Raw genomic sequence first — 15,578 nt, 5'->3', positions numbered from 1 at the left:
GACTATGACAAATACAGAAATCTTCGGCATCTTAATCTTAGCTTTTTTAGCCATCACTTTTTTACAATCCGGATACGATAAAATCGCCGACTGGAAAGGCAACGTGGAATGGCTGAAAGGGCATTTTTCCCAAACCTTTATCAAAAACAATGTCCCAGCCGCATTGGGCGTAGTTTTAATTACCGAAGTGATTGCCGGAGCTTTATGTGTGGCCGGAGCGATTCAGCTTTTTGCCAACGGAAGCACGGTTATCGGTCATTACGGCGCAGTGATGTCTTGCATTACGTTGCTGTTTTTACTTTTCGGACAACGTATCGCGAAAGATTACGACGGAGCAAGAACAATCGTAATTTATTTTATACCGGCGATCTTGGCGGTGTATTGGCTATAAGAATTCAACCGATAAAACTTAAAAAGTCGTCATTTTCAACCGTTACGGCTTTTTTTATTTTTGTTGACTGGCTTTAAACAACTTCAATTCATCCCACGAAAATTTATCGCCGTGAATTTCTTTTAATTCACCCAGACTTTCGCCTTTGAAATCATAGAACGCTTCGCGCAATGCAGCGATTTTGTCGTCGGGTAAAATATCCGAAAGTGTGATGATTTCCATTTGGATCAGTTTGGTGAAATGACTGAAAATCGTACCCGGTGTGAGTTTGCGTTGTTTCGCGATTTCGTGAATGGACAGGTTTTGTTTCCACAATTCCAGCGTTTCTTCTATCGTGGCTTTTTTGGGTTCTTTTTTCTTTTTCATTTTCGGTTCATAATACGAAGCGTCGCCGTCTTCTTCCACCAAAGCGGCATGTTGTTCTTTAAAACGTTGGGACACAATTACCAACTTATTGATTTTATAGTGTTGGGCTTCATCAGAAAGTAAATTCTGTTTCGATATTTCTTTGCCTTCGGAAATGATTTTCAGCAACAAACGTACTTTTTTCAGTTGCAAAACGGTTTTAACCTGCAGTTCTTCCAAAAACAACAGTTCGTCGTAAAACGCTTTGACTTTCTTTGTCCGTTTCACTTCTTCAATTTTCAGCAGCAATTCTTCAACGCTGTGGTCGAGGGTTTTGAAAAAATAGTAGTACGCCGCATCACAACGCTGTTGGATAAACTCAATATTCATAGGATTTTCCGAAAACAGTTTGTACAACTGACTTTGGAATTTTACCGAAGCGTCGCCCAATTCGGCTATACTTTCCGCATTGGTTTTGGCCCAATCCCGGTGTTTCATTTTCGGTGATTTCGGTGCTTCCTGGTTGTAACTGAAACTGTGATTGCGCCATTCCTGAATGAGTGTTTTAAAATCGAAACTGGAAATCAGGCAATTATAGAGATAATTTTTGGTTTCTATGGTTAACGAATCCTGAAGAATTTCTTCACTGGCTTTGTTGGAAGCGTATTGCAACACGTCTTCGTCGGACGAAATGCCATTCATTTGCAGCGGCGAAAGTAAAATAAGCCCGTTTAACGAACGCAAACGCGAAAGAGCCACATAGGCTTGCCCCGGCGCAAAAACACGTGATACATCCAAAATAGCGCGGTCGAACGTAAGTCCTTGACTCTTATGAACCGTTATCGCCCAAGCCAGTTTGATTGGAAAATGCGTAAACGTACCCAAAAGCTCCTCTTCGATTTCCTTGGTATTTTCGTTTAATTTATACCTAATGTTCTGCCATTCATAGCGTTCCACTTCGATGGTTTTGTTTTCTTCGGGAAAGTGAACGAGAATTTCATTGTCGGAAAGCGATTTGATAATCCCCATTTTTCCGTTGAAAAACTGCTTTTCAAACGACAGATCGTTTTTGATGAACATGATTTGGGCGCCGACTTTCAGCTGAAGACTTGGATCTACCGGATAAATCTTCTCCGGAAAATCATCGACAATTTCGGGTTGGTACGTGTATTGTTTTCCGCTAAGTTCCCGCAAAGCATCCGAGTTAATCGTATCGGCTTTGGCATTATGTGTGGTTAAAATGATGTACCCTTTGTTGGCTTTAACATCAAAATCGGGTTTGACAAATTGATTTAAAACCTGTAAATCTTCCGTTGTAATTCGGTTATTTCGCAAATTGTTCAACACCGAAATAAACTGATTGTCAGTCTGACGGAAAATTTTATCCAATTCAATATACAAGGGCGGATACTGCTGGATGACATGCGAATGGAAAAAGAACATGCCGCGGTAGTATTTCTGAAGCATTTGCCATTCTTCGTTTTTAACAACAGGTGGTAATTGTAATAAATCTCCTATATATAAAACCTGTACCCCACCGAAAGCACGTTCGTTACGGCGTACTTTCCGCATCATGAAATCCATCGCATCCAATACATCGGCGCGCAGCATACTCACTTCGTCAATCACCAGTAATTCCATATTACGGATGACGGCCCGTTTGGTAGCGTTCATCTGAAAATGACGGCGCAAAGAATCCTGATTTTCGAATTTCACGCTTTCTGAAAAGTACGGAAGTTCTTTATTATCAGGGATAAAGGCGGCAAAAGGCAACTGAAACATCGAATGAATCGTTACACCACCGGCGTTAAGGGCTGCAATTCCGGTAGGTGCCACCACCACAGTGTTTTTATGAGTGGTCGCAATGATTTCTCGTAATAAAGTGGTTTTTCCGGTACCGGCTTTACCGGTAAGAAAAATGGAGCGGTTGGTTTGATTGATAAACCGCAAGGTATAGGTTGCGGCGGCGGATAATTGTTCCATATGGCGTATATTTTAAAACGTGAAAATACTAAAAAAGACAAACGGGTACAAATAAAAAAGCCTCCCGTTTTGGAAGGCTTTCAGATTATTTTTTTTCTTCGGTTTTAGGCTCCTCTTCTTTCTTAGCGGTGCCTTTGTACTGTTCGTTGATTTCTTTGGCGATTTCAGCAGTGATATCATAAGCATCTTTAGCATATAATACGGTCGCCGCATCTCCGGTCCCATAAATATAATCGTAACCGTTTTTCTTACCGTAGTCTTTGATGTGGGTTTTGATTCTTTTGATCAAACTGTCCATTTCTTTACCACTTTGCTGCTGCAAGGTTTGTAACATAGCTTGTTGCTTCATACTTAACTCCTGCTCTCTTTTTTGCAATTCTGCTCCTTTTGCTTGTGCCCAAGCCTGTCCTTTTAACTGCGCATTTTGCTGGAAAGCTGCTGCTTCACTTTGAAAACGGCTGGCTTCCCCACGCAATTCGCGGCCCATTTCTTCTGATTTTACTTTGTATTTGTCTTCAATATCTTTGGCTTCGGTATTTTCTTCCAATAATTTAGAAGTATCTACATAAGCGGTTTTCATTTTTTCCGGAGCGGAAGTTTCTTTATTACAAGAAATAATTGCCAAGGCGGCAATCGAAAGTAACATCAGTTTTTTCATTTTTTGTATGCGTTTAATTTTTTGTAAAAGTAACAATTCGTTTGAAAGTACCAAAGATGACAAATTTCGTATTTAAAATCGTTATTATTCGGAAAAATCTCTGTTATAAATTTAATTTATCGTTTTAAAATTATACATAACTCACCTTTATTAAAAATAAATTCATTAAAAGCGATTTAAGACACTTTAAAAAATTTAGCAATAATTCGGACTTTAAAGCTTTAGAACGTTTAAAATTGAGCTTTATTTTAGTTTTTATTGTTTTTTATGACATAAATATGCGAAGAATACTCAAAATTTTGCTTTGCTTTTATATTGGATTGCAATCCGATAAAAAAACCATTGATAAAATTCATTTTTCCGGTTTTGTATTTTTCGGATAAAAGGGAAACGTAAAAACTGTCAAAAACCATCGGAAGGATTTTTATCAGTTTCATATTTTCTCTTGCAAATAATTTTTCGATCGCAATTTTTGAAAAATGCCAAAGGTGTCTGGGAACATCATACGCCGCCCAAAATTTTCCATAATGTTGCGCGTCGAACGATTTATAATTTGGAACCGCAATTACAATAGCTCCACTAGGTTTCAATAAACGTTTTAATTCCAGAATTTGTTGTTCCAAATCCGGTACGTGTTCCAATACATGCCACATGGTAATCACATCAAAAGAATAACTTTCCAACGAAGCTAAATCGGCAGCAAACGAAACTCCTTTGGTAATCGCAATGCTTTTTGCTTTTTCACTCGGTTCAATTCCGGTACAGTTCCAATTTTGATTGTTGGCTTCCTGAAGAAAATCACCCGTTCCGGCACCAATATCCAAAAGCATTCCTTTTTGCGGTTGAAGTTTTGTAATCAGACTTACTTTTTCGCGGATTGCTTTTCGTTTGATAAAATGATACACTTTTTCGAACAACGAACGTTTGCCATCGGTATGCGAAATATAATCGTCGCTTTCATAATACTTCGGAAGATTTTCCAACGAAGGTTGCGGATGCGTTTTCAACAATTGCAACTCCGAATCCAAAAGCAGCTTGAATGTTTCTCCGGAAACGGAATGATCGGTAACGGTAATAAAAACGTTTTGTTCTGAAAAATTCATTTTTTATTTTAAAATATTTTTAAGCTTTTCTTTATTGACGAGCGTTCCCGAAGTAGTTTCACGTGGAACAAATTTAGTGTTCAGTAATCAGTGTTCAGTAATTAGTTAACATACTTTAACTGATCACTGAATACTGTCTACTGTTATTATCTTCCCATGTGAATCAAAAGAATGGAAATGTCCGCTGGAGAAACGCCACTGATTCGCGACGCTTGCGAAATGGTTGCCGGACGAATTTTTTTTAGTTTCTCGCGGGCTTCATGCGAAATCGATTTAACGGTATCGTAATCAAAATCGGCGTGAATTTTTAAATCTTCCAGGCGGTTTAATTTATCGGCATTGTTTTTTTCTTTTTCAATATAGCCCGAATATTTTACTAAAATTTCAGCTTGTTCGACCACTTCCCGATCCAAATCGTGTTCCGCTATATAATCGGCTACTTTTTGAAATTTCACAAAATCTTCCAAATCCACTTGTGGTCGGGAAAAAACTTTAAACATTTTATCGGGCTGACTCATCGGAGCGGATCCTTTGCTTTCTAAAATAGGATTCGCTTCTTCCGGTTTTAAACTCGTTTCTTTAAAGAAGTTTACAAACGCATCCGATTGCTCCCGTTTCTTTTCCATTCTTCGCAAACGTTCGTCGCTGGCCAAACCTATCGCGTGTGACATTGGCGTTAAACGATCGTCGGCATTATCCTGACGCAATAACGTTCGGTATTCGGCACGGGACGTAAACATACGGTACGGTTCTTCGGTGCCTTTCGTAATTAAGTCGTCAATCAACACTCCAATATAAGCTTCATTGCGTTTTAAAATAAACGGATCGCGTTCTTGTGCTTTTAACGCCGCATTGATTCCGGCCATCAATCCTTGGGAAGCCGCTTCTTCATAACCGGTGGTTCCGTTAATCTGTCCGGCAAAATACAACCCTTCAACTAATTTTGTTTCTAAAGTATGTTTCAATTGCGTTGGTGGAAAATAATCGTATTCGATGGCATAACCCGCACGGAAGAATTTCACATTTTCGAAACCGGCTACCGAACGCAACGCTTTAAACTGTACCTCCTCCGGTAAAGAAGTTGAAAAACCATTCACATACACTTCCACCGTATTCCAACCTTCCGGTTCTACAAATAATTGATGACGGTCTTTATCGGCAAAGCGATTGATTTTATCTTCAATGGATGGGCAATACCGCGGACCCAAACTTTTGATTCTTCCGTTAAACATCGGCGAACGATCGAAACCTTCGCGTAATAAATCATGTACCAATTCCGAAGTATAAGTCATATGACAATCCTTCTGTACAGTTAAAGGTTTAATCCTTTCTAAATACGAAAATTTATCAGGGTTGACATCACCCGGTTGCGGAATCATTTTGGAATAATCCAACGAACGACCATCCACACGTGGCGGTGTTCCGGTTTTCATTCGACCGGCTTCGAAACCTAATTTCACCAAATCTTCGGTAATTCCGTAGGCAGCACTCTCACCTGCTCTACCCCCACCAAATTGTTTATCCCCAATATGAATCAATCCGTTTAAAAAAGTTCCATTGGTCAATACTACTGTTTTGGCTTTGATTTCAATTCCAAGCGAAGTACGGATTCCGGTGATTTTTCCATTCTCTGTTAAAATTCCGGCTACCATTTCCTGGTAAAAATCAAGATTTGGAGTTTGTTCCAACATCAAGCGCCATTCTTCGGCAAAACGCATACGATCCGATTGCACACGTGGCGACCACATGGCTGGGCCCTTCGATTTGTTCAACATCTTGAATTGGATGGCCGTTTTATCCGATACAATTCCGGAATACCCACCCAACGCATCAATCTCACGAACGATTTGTCCTTTTGCAATTCCACCCATGGCAGGATTGCACGACATTTGTGCAATGTTCTGCAAACTCATCGTAACCAACAGGGTTTTGGAACCCATGTTTGCAGCTGCAGCCGCAGCTTCAGAACCGGCATGACCGGCACCCACCACAATTACATCATATACCTCTTGAAATAAACTCATTGTTCCACGTGAAACATTTTACTGTTTCGAAATTAATTTTATAATGTATTTATTGTTCCACGTGGAACAATAAAATTTTTTCTTCTTCTTTAGCGCGCATGATGGCGGCATCTGAATCGGATTTATCTTTATATCCGCAGTAGTGCAATATCCCATGAATAATGACTCTCTTCAGCTCTTCTTCAAAGGGAACCTTAAAATCATTGGCATTATCCTGAACTCGTTCAATAGAAATAAAAATATCACCATGTAATACATTTCCTTCAGAATAATCAAAACTGATAATATCAGTCAAATCATCGTGATTAAGGTATTCTACGTTGATTTTATGAAGATATTCATCATCACAAAAGATATAACTTAGCTCTCCTTCTTCTTTGTTCTCTGAGGCAATAACACGGGAAATCCAATCTTCGTATAAAGATTCATTTTCAAGTTGAAAATCGTTTTCGTAATTAAAACTAATCATGGCTCTTGAAATAGGTTTGCACCTTTTGATTAAAATTAGGGCGCAAAGGTAAGCTTTGTCGGTTTAAAATTTCAATACTGTTTAAATATTCTTTTAAAGCAGCCGGTAACGGAGCAGCCTGAGTATTAAACGCTTTAGTATTGGTTTGCGATTGTCGCTTGTTTTCCTCTCCTTGCTGCTGAATCGCTTTGTCTAATTTCAATAACTCATGTTTCAGATTCAGCATTTTTTGCATGGTTTCATTTTTAAAGCCTTTGTTTAATAACTGCTTTTCAATATCCTGCATCTCTTTGGCCGCATTCTGACCCATACCACCAACACCTTCTTTATCCATTGCTTTTTGCAATGCTTCGCGAAGACGCTGTTGTTCTTTATAAATTTCTAAAACTTCACCGGCATTTCCTTCACCATCCTGACCTCCTTCACCTTCAGATCCACCTTTTTGACCGTTTTTATCCGGCTTTCCTTCTCCCGGTTTTTGACCTTTTTGCATCCCTTTCTGCATCTTCTGCGCCAAACCTTCCTGTTTTTGAATGATGTCTTTTAATTGCATGCCACCTTGACCTTGACCGGGTTTGGGTTTACCTTTTCCATGACCTTGACCTTGCATTTCCATTTGCATCTGCATTTGCATTTGGTTCATAGCATCACTAAGAAAATCAGCAAGTTTGTTAGCTGCTGCCACCGTATACTGTTGGTGTGAAACGCCTTTTCCAATATTGTTTTCTACTAAATTATCAATCGACTTGTCAACATTGTACTGTACGTTACCCACTTCTTTGGTGATGATTTCGGTAATTTTTGGATTGCGTAACGAAAGTGAAAACAAACTGTCGTCTACATGTTTGAACTGATTCTTTAAATCCTGTTGCTTTTTTAAAAGTTTATTAAAACCAAGTGTACGGGTGGAATTGGATTTAAAATCACGCATCAAGTCTTCCTGAGAAAAAGAAAAAGCCAATAAATTGTCCAATATCTGGCGCAAGACTTTCACATCTTCTTCCAATTGATCCATACCGCCCAAATCCATCGACTGCATCATTTTCTGACTCATCTCCTGCATTTTTTTGGCCGCCGATTTTTGCTTTGGTTTGGCTTTCGACTGGTTTTGCTTTTGCAGTTCTTCCGATGCTTTCTTTAAATCTTCTTCAATATTTTGTTGTTCCTTTTTATCATTAGGAATATCCATCGGAGCTTTTAGTTCCTTATTTTCTTTTTCTAAATCATTAAGTTGTTCCTGAATCTTATCAAATTCTTTATTGATATCATTCTGTTCTTTCGCGTCGTTTTCTTTGCTGTCCGATAATTTATCTTCTTTTTTAGATAATTCTTCCAACTTGTTGGCAATCTGTTCAGCCTTTTTTTCCACATAAAAGCGTTTGGTTAATTCCACCAATTGCTCCAAACTTTTAGTCTGATCCTTCGTGTTCTGCTTTAACTTATCTACTTTTTCAAAAAGCTCTTCTTCTTTTAATTTATTGGTCAACTCTTCCAATTCTTTCAAAAGCTTTTCATTTTTCTCAATTTCCTTTTCGTTTTTATCCAAACGTTTGAGCAACTCTTCTTTGAATTCATCCTTTTTTTCGGGTTGAAATTGCTCTAGATTTTCTTCCAGTTTCTTCGAAAATTCTTTCATCATTTCGTCTTGTTGTTGCTGACGGTTAATGAAATCCTTCATTTTTTTTTGGTCTTTAAAATCAAGATTCGTTTTTTCTTTACCCAACTTTTGCAATTTATCCAATTCCGATAATTGCTTGTCCTGGTTTTTAATCGACTTTTCCAAACTGTTAATATTGGAATTCTGATTCTGCAACATTTCTTCCTGTTGTTCCGATTCGGTTAACTCACGATGACTGAAGACTGCCGACTTCGTACTTTTAAAATTATGAAGGGCATCGTTATCAAAAATTTCAAAATAATAATCATACTCCACGCCTTTATCAATAGTTAATCCCGCAGGAAAATTATATACAAACTGATCAAACGTGTTTTTGGTAACAGAAAGATTACCACGACGAATCGCATTGGGTTTTTCTTTAGGATAGAACACTACCTGAAGTTTTGTGAGTCCGTAATCATCCGAAACCTGACCCAAAATCATCGCGTTTTTCAGTTTTAAACTGTCCGGAGCCTGCTGGACATTAATGGTTGGAAACTGATCTTTGATTGTCGTAATCTGATACTGTAATTTTTCATGATTTTTTACATTAGCATTAGATGTAAAAATTTGATATTCAGTATTTTGATTGATATTTTTAACTAAACTAAAATGTGTTGCATCGCGATGCAAAGAAAAAATTTGTCCGTCACTCTTCCATTGCACGTCATTGGTGGCTAATGCATTAACCTTCCAGGTAATTTTTGATCCTTCCGGTACCAAAGCATTTCCGGTACCTTGAATGACTTCCGGTTTTCTGTTCAGATAGGAAGGAAAATGTACTTCCATTTCAAAGTTTGCAATCGTTGGAACCGCAACCACATTCAGTTCATAAGGATTCGAGGCTACGGCATTGGCTTTCAGCTGAAAAGAAATGTTAGCCAAAGGTTTCTCAAATTTGTATTGAAAAACACCGGGTTTTACGGTTTCCAGATAATAACTTTCAGTACCAATAAGAATCATCGCATTTTCAGGAACGACTTTTCCGTTGGTTTTCACCTGAAGTAAGAAATCTTTTCCTTGCTCCGACACCAAAGTCGGATTGAGAATTTGAAATTCAAAAGGTGCCGGCGGTGCATATTGTTTCTGAAAATGCACTACCCTATCCAGACTTTGGGTAATCATCGCCGAATTGCCACTTATGAAAAACAAAAGTAAAACCAATAACGGAACAATGGCATACGGAAGAAATTTTAGGTTCTTTTTAAAATTAATCGCGTTACCAAAAGGAATCGGATGTAAATTCTTTGCTTTTTGATCAATCGAAGCCAATACTAATTCGGAAGGATTGGACTGATCATGCAACTGAAGAAAATTGGTTAATTTATCACTGACTTCCGAAAAATGATTTCCGATAATTTTTGAAGCTTCGGTATAATCAATTCCTTTTTGCAGTTTGAACAATTTAAACACCGGAAACAGTATAAAGCGAAATAAAAGAAAAAGTTCAACACTTATGAACAACCAGAAAAGAAAGGTTCTTCCTGTTGAAGACAGCCATAAAAAATATTCCACCAAAAGGGTAAACATAAAATACAGCAGTCCCAATCCAATAAAAAGTAAGCTTCCTTTGAGTAACTCATTGGTATAGAACTTTTTAATGAAGGCTTCGAGTTTTTGAAATATCAGATTCTTGTTTTCCAAAGTAAACACTTTCTTTATAACCGATAAAATTACAATTTTAATCCAAACGAAAATCAAATAAATACGTTAAACCGAAAAAGGGAAAAGCAACTTTAAAAAATTCAATTTGAAACTTCAGAAGTTGTGAACATTCATTAAAAACAACAAAAAAATATTTTTTAAAAATTTAAATTAATGATTGTTATTATAGCTTGTTAATAGTGGCAATAACTTTAGTTGTAAAAGGTTTTTTTAAGGGTTATTCTTTTTTATACCGGGTTATCAACAATGTATTTTTGTGTTAAAATATTGTAAATCAATTGTAAGTATTAGGTTATTAACAATCGTTGAAATGTATTTTTTTACCGATAATCTTAATAATTAACCGTGTTGATTTCTGTTAATAACTCTGCTTTCTATCTTGATAACTAAAAAGTAAAAAGTAAAAACTTCATTAGGATTTTTCATTCCGGTTTTTGATTATAAAAATTTCCGATGCAAACAAAAAACTGTTGTCAGATTCTATTCAAAGTTATCAACATAAGTTGTTAATCGGTAAAACCTTGTTATTCAACGATTCGGCTAAATTCATTAACAATGTAAAATTTTGATGTTAAATTATTACAAGCTGCTTATTTTTTGATTGGTTTTATTCACAATTCGGTATCGTAAATTTTGCTAATAGTTCTATAAATTCCTTAAAATAAAGGAGTTGTAGAAAAGTTAGCGTTATTAACAATTGTGGATATTTCAAACGTAAGCCGAAAAAACTCTAAACAGCAAATCGGAAACTGTAAACTAATAAAGTATCTTTGCACACGCGAGGCTAAAAAGTCGAACGAAACAACGTTAAAATTTTACTGAAATGTCAAAACCGGTTAGAGTGCGTTTTGCACCCAGCCCTACTGGGCCTTTACATATAGGTGGTGTTCGAACTGCCTTGTTCAATTATTTATTTGCCAAAAAACACGGCGGAACGTTTTACCTGCGTGTGGAAGATACCGACCAAAACCGATTTGTTCCCGGAGCCGAACAATACATTATGGAAGCTTTGGAATGGTTAGGTATTGCACCGGATGAAACCGTGGGTAAAAATGAAAAATTCGGACCGTACCGTCAGAGCGAACGTAAACTGTTGTACAAACAATATGCCAATCAGTTAATCAACAGCGGTTGGGCGTATTATGCGTTTGATTCGGCAGCCGATTTGGATCAGTTGCGTAAAAATGCCGAAGAAGCCGGAAATACGTTTATCTACAATCATACCGTTCGTGAACATTTGGACAATTCCATTACGAATTCTGCGGATAAAGTAGCGGAACGTATCGCCAATGGTGAAGAATATGTCATCCGATTCAAAACGCCGGTGGGTGAAACGCTTCATTTAAAAGACATCATTCGTGGCGATATTAAATTTGATACGAATTTATTAGACGATAAAGTGCTGTTCAAAAGCGACGGGATGCCAACCTATCACCTGGCAAATATTGTAGACGACCATTTAATGGAAACGTCCCATGTAATTCGTGGGGAAGAATGGTTGCCATCGATGCCGTTACACGAATTATTATACAAGGCTTTCGGATGGGAAGCGCCACAGTTTGCGCATTTACCATTAATTTTAAAACCGGTGGGCAACGGAAAATTATCCAAACGTGACGGTGATAAATTAGGATTCCCGGTTTTCCCGTTGGATTGGAACGACCCAATTTCAGGAGAAAAATCATCCGGTTACCGAGAAAAAGGATTCTTCCCGGAAGCGGTGGTAAACTTCTTAGCCTTGTTGGGCTGGAACGATGGAACTGATCAGGAATTGTTTTCTTTAGAGGAATTGGTACAGAAATTCGATTTGAATCGCGTACACAAAGCGGGCGCAAAATTCGATCCGGAAAAAAACAAATGGTTCAACCAACACTATTTGAAATTACAATCGGATGTTTCGTTAGCGGAAAAGTTCCTGCCGATTTTAACCGAAAAAGGGATTGCAACTAACATTGATTTTGTAACTAAAGTGGTAGCTTCGGTAAAAGAACGCGCTACGTTTGTTACGGATTTATATGAGTTATCCGATTTCTTCTTCGTGGCGCCAACATCGTATGATGAAAAAGCGTCGAAAAATTGGAAAGAAGAAACCCCGCATTTGATGCAGGAATTGATTTCCGTTTTAGAAAATATAGGCGATTTTACCTCAGTAAACATTGAAACGATTGTAAAAGACTGGATGACGAAAAATGAAATTGGGATGGGCAAAGTGATGCAGCCGTTCCGTTTGAGTCTTGTTGGTGCTTTAAAAGGTCCACATCTGTTTGATATTGTGGAAATGATTGGTAAAGAAGAAACAATCCTTCGTTTACAGAAAGCAATTGCTACATTATAAAAAAGTTACGTTACTAAAAAAGCCCCAACGAATTTTAAATCGTTGGGGCTTTTTTTTTATAAATTAAACAACAGCTGGCCACTTAAAATCCCCAAGTGTCCACTAAAAGAATGATTGTTGTTTTTAACCTTTATTTCGTCTTTTTTATTCAGATTGTTCAGAATGTTGTTGGCACCAAACTGATAATTTGCAATAAAACGCACTCTTCGGTTTCCGGCTGATAGACCTACATAGAGGTTTCCGTTTATTTTGGTGATATCGGCAATGTCTTTAGCATTCAAAGCAGTTCCGGAAATAATGTTTTCCTCGTATTTCTTATCGCTTTTCAGTTTGTCATTTACCTGTAGAACCGGTCCGAAGTCTAAAGAAACGTGATCTTTAACGATGTTATAGCTCAATAAAAGTCGGATTTGAGCCCCCATTATTTTATATTTTACATCTTGTTTTTGAAGTAACGGAGAAAGTGTTTCCACAGAAAAATTATTTTCAGAAAACTGCATCCCGAAAATCATACTGAAATTATTGTAATAGTTTCCGCGTACCTGCATTCCGGCAGCCCATCCCAATTCGGGTTTGGTATTGAAATCGGACGTAATCATAGTGGTTTGGTTCACGCCACCGTAAATACCAATACGGTTTCCGTCACGGTATCCGTGTTGCGCAAAAGCGGTGAAAGTTACCGTTAGTAATAGAAGTATGTATAGTTTTTTCATTGTTGAAAATTAAAAAATTTTGGCAAATGTAAACTTATTTATGTAATTACTGTAACATTTATTAGGTATGACCGTATAATCTTATAAAATCACTAAACTATTTATTATGGTCATTATTCCTTTTTTAGTTGTTGGCTTCTTTTTGTTGTTGGCCTCTTTCTTTACGGTTAAGCAACAATCAGCAGTAATCGTGGAGCGTTTCGGTAAATTCAACAGCATCCGTCAATCGGGTTTGCAAATCAAAATTCCGGTTTTCGACCGTATTGCGGGACGCGTTAATTTAAGAATCCAGCAGTTGGACGTTATTATTGAAACCAAAACGAAAGACAACGTATTCGTAAAAATGAAAGTTTCGGTACAGTTTAAGGTATTGCAAGAGAAAGTATACGATGCTTTTTACAAATTGGAATACCCGCACGATCAGATTACTTCGTATGTATTTGATGTGGTGCGTGCCGAAGTACCGAAGTTAATTTTGGATGACGTTTTTGAAAGAAAAGACGATATCGCTATTGCCGTAAAACGCGAATTGAACGAAGCGATGACTACCTATGGGTATGAAATCATCAATACATTAGTAACCGATATCGATCCGGACATTCAGGTAAAAAATGCGATGAACCGTATCAACGCGGCCGATCGTGAAAAAACGGCTGCCGAATATGAAGCGGAAGCACAACGTATCCGAATTGTAGCCAAAGCCAAAGCGGAAGCGGAAAGCAAGCGTTTACAAGGTCAGGGTATTGCCGATCAGCGTAGAGAAATCGCCCGTGGTTTGGTGGAAAGTGTGGAAGTGCTGAACAATGTGGGCATCAATTCACAAGAAGCTTCGGCATTAATTGTGGTAACCCAGCATTATGATACGTTGCAAGCCATCGGAGCGGATACAAATTCAAACTTAATTTTGTTGCCGAATTCACCGCAAGCCGGAAGCGATATGTTAAACAATATGGTGGCGTCGTTCACGGCCAGCAATCAAATTGGGGAAACGATGAAAAACCAACCAAAGCGTATCAAGAAAAAAGACGATCACACCTCGTTGGATTTTAATCCTTCCGATCCTGCGTAAATTTCTGAAACGAACAGCAATAAAAAAGAGGTCATTTGACCTCTTTTTTATTTTAAAAACCTGTTAATCAGATACGGAAGCAGTACGTTTTTAAGTAATCCGGATTTCGTTAAAAAGGAACCGGCATTGCCTAAGATATTTTGAACCATTCCACTCGGCGTGAATTCATCAATCGTTTTTTCTACCGACAGTGAAAGTTTCTGGGTGTCGATTTCCTTTTGGAGTTTCAGAATTTCCAAATCGCGGTCAATTTCCTGATAAGAAGAATATACTTTGGTAGCCATACGGATTTTATTCGTTAAAAAACACTTTTGAAAATTTTTCCAAAACTCGGCCTTCCACAATTTTGTCTTTCATAAAAAAGACAATCAACAGTAAGACGATGTATATTCCGCCAACCGACAGAAACCCTAAAACGTTGCTATTCAATAATTCACCCAAGTATAGTGCCAAAGCCACGGAAGCGAAAAGGAGAAATAACGTAAAGAGCAGCAGCATTAAAACCACTTTGAGCAACAATGTTGTTGATTTCATTAGGACTTTGAACAACCAAAGTTTGTAATAAGCAACATTGCTGTCGACCAGGTTTTTTAATTTTTCCTGGATGTCTTCGGCGTTTTCTTTCAGATGTTGAAACGGCATAGTTAATTTTTAGCAGTTGCAGCCTGTTTTTTTAATTCGGCCAATTTTCGTTCCATGGTTTCAATCACTTCTTCTTTTTTATGATGACTGTCGGCAATCAGATGATCGAACTCTGCTTCCAGATCTACTTTGGCTTTTGAAAATTTTGATTTGAGATTTTCAGTAACTTCTTCAAAACGATGTTTCAAATTTTCTTTCCCTTCTTCAAAACCGTCTTTTATTTTTCTTCGGGTATTGGAACCTTTGTCGGGTGCAAACAAAATTCCCAATCCTGCTCCGATAGCAGCTCCTGCTAAAAGAGCCAATACTGTTTTTCCTGTGTTGTCAGACATGATTCTGTTTTTTTAGTTAGTCTTATAAATTTAAGCAATTGAAAACAGATATTTTGTTAATTGGTCGTTAATTGTAAGGTAAAAAAATCAAAAATCGATTTAAAGCGCTTTTGAGAGGATAAACGGAATATTGTAAGGGAAACACCTTGCTGTTTTTTTTAAATGGATTCTGTTAAATTTATGAAAGCTATT

General features: G+C 37.6%; 13 protein-coding genes. 3 read left to right on the top strand and 10 right to left on the bottom strand.

The genetic code is table 11. The annotated features are described in order from the left end of the window. Window positions 1-4 precede the first annotated feature (4 nt). Window positions 5-391: a hypothetical protein gene (locus FCR2A7T_RS02500; RefSeq protein WP_023569692.1), complete on the top strand. Its 387-nt coding sequence runs from the start codon at window positions 5-7 to the stop codon at window positions 389-391. A gap of 54 nt (window positions 392-445) precedes the next feature. On the opposite strand, the gene FCR2A7T_RS02495 is transcribed toward FCR2A7T_RS02500, so the two are convergent. The 6 genes from FCR2A7T_RS02495 to FCR2A7T_RS02470 all read right to left on the bottom strand — a co-directional run bounded on the left by FCR2A7T_RS02495 (window position 446) and on the right by FCR2A7T_RS02470 (window position 10,274). Then, window positions 446-2,719: a helix-turn-helix domain-containing protein gene (locus tag FCR2A7T_RS02495; RefSeq protein ID WP_023569691.1), complete on the bottom strand. Its 2,274-nt coding sequence runs from the start codon at window positions 2,717-2,719 to the stop codon at window positions 446-448. Window positions 2,720-2,804: 85 nt separating this feature from the next. Further along, the gene (locus FCR2A7T_RS02490) at window positions 2,805-3,377 is read right to left on the bottom strand and encodes an OmpH family outer membrane protein (protein ID WP_035117038.1); all 573 of its coding nucleotides are present in this window, start codon (window positions 3,375-3,377) and stop codon (window positions 2,805-2,807) included. Between the two features lie 248 nt (window positions 3,378-3,625). Then, entirely contained in the window at window positions 3,626-4,480 is an 855-nt protein-coding gene (locus FCR2A7T_RS02485) for a class I SAM-dependent methyltransferase (protein ID WP_023569689.1), read from the bottom strand. A 146-nt stretch (window positions 4,481-4,626) separates the two neighbouring features. Continuing rightward, on the bottom strand, window positions 4,627-6,504 hold the full coding sequence (gene mnmG, locus FCR2A7T_RS02480) for a tRNA uridine-5-carboxymethylaminomethyl(34) synthesis enzyme MnmG (protein ID WP_023569688.1): 1,878 nt from the start codon (window positions 6,502-6,504) through the stop codon (window positions 4,627-4,629). Window positions 6,505-6,553: 49 nt separating this feature from the next. Beyond that, window positions 6,554-6,973: an rRNA maturation RNase YbeY gene (gene ybeY, locus FCR2A7T_RS02475; protein WP_023569687.1), complete on the bottom strand. Its 420-nt coding sequence runs from the start codon at window positions 6,971-6,973 to the stop codon at window positions 6,554-6,556. Continuing rightward, entirely contained in the window at window positions 6,966-10,274 is a 3,309-nt protein-coding gene (locus FCR2A7T_RS02470) for a DUF4175 family protein (RefSeq protein WP_035117036.1), read from the bottom strand. The genes ybeY and FCR2A7T_RS02470 overlap by 8 nt, the downstream gene beginning before the upstream one ends. Window positions 10,275-11,118: 844 nt before the next feature. Between FCR2A7T_RS02470 and gltX the strand changes: the two genes are divergently transcribed. Next, window positions 11,119-12,630 carry a glutamate--tRNA ligase gene (gltX, locus tag FCR2A7T_RS02465; RefSeq protein ID WP_023569685.1) on the top strand — a complete coding sequence of 504 codons (1,512 nt, stop codon included), beginning with the start codon at window positions 11,119-11,121 and terminating at the stop codon, window positions 12,628-12,630. Between the two features lie 56 nt (window positions 12,631-12,686). Here the strand turns inward: gltX and FCR2A7T_RS02460 are convergent, their stop codons facing one another. Beyond that, window positions 12,687-13,343, bottom strand: coding sequence for a hypothetical protein (locus FCR2A7T_RS02460; protein WP_023569684.1), 657 nt, complete (start codon window positions 13,341-13,343; stop codon window positions 12,687-12,689). A gap of 106 nt (window positions 13,344-13,449) precedes the next feature. On the opposite strand from FCR2A7T_RS02460, the gene FCR2A7T_RS02455 reads away from it, so the two are divergent. After that, the gene (locus tag FCR2A7T_RS02455; RefSeq protein ID WP_023569683.1) at window positions 13,450-14,412 is read left to right on the top strand and encodes an SPFH domain-containing protein; all 963 of its coding nucleotides are present in this window, start codon (window positions 13,450-13,452) and stop codon (window positions 14,410-14,412) included. 47 nt (window positions 14,413-14,459) lie between these two features. Here the strand turns inward: FCR2A7T_RS02455 and FCR2A7T_RS02450 are convergent, their stop codons facing one another. From FCR2A7T_RS02450 to FCR2A7T_RS02440, 3 genes are read right to left on the bottom strand one after another with little or no spacing between them, the layout of a single operon-like run. Continuing rightward, window positions 14,460-14,696: a DUF6327 family protein gene (locus FCR2A7T_RS02450; RefSeq protein ID WP_023569682.1), complete on the bottom strand. Its 237-nt coding sequence runs from the start codon at window positions 14,694-14,696 to the stop codon at window positions 14,460-14,462. 7 nt (window positions 14,697-14,703) lie between these two features. Then, a complete protein-coding gene (locus tag FCR2A7T_RS02445; RefSeq protein WP_023569681.1) occupies window positions 14,704-15,054 on the bottom strand; it encodes a hypothetical protein in 351 nt (116 codons plus the stop codon). Window positions 15,055-15,056: 2 nt separating this feature from the next. Beyond that, the gene (locus FCR2A7T_RS02440; RefSeq protein ID WP_023569680.1) at window positions 15,057-15,386 is read right to left on the bottom strand and encodes a YtxH domain-containing protein; all 330 of its coding nucleotides are present in this window, start codon (window positions 15,384-15,386) and stop codon (window positions 15,057-15,059) included. Window positions 15,387-15,578 lie beyond the last annotated feature (192 nt).

This window comes from Flavobacterium cauense R2A-7, from assembly GCF_000498475.1.
GTDB lineage: Bacteria > Bacteroidota > Bacteroidia > Flavobacteriales > Flavobacteriaceae > Flavobacterium > Flavobacterium cauense.
This window is presented reverse-complemented; position numbering and strand designations above follow the sequence as displayed.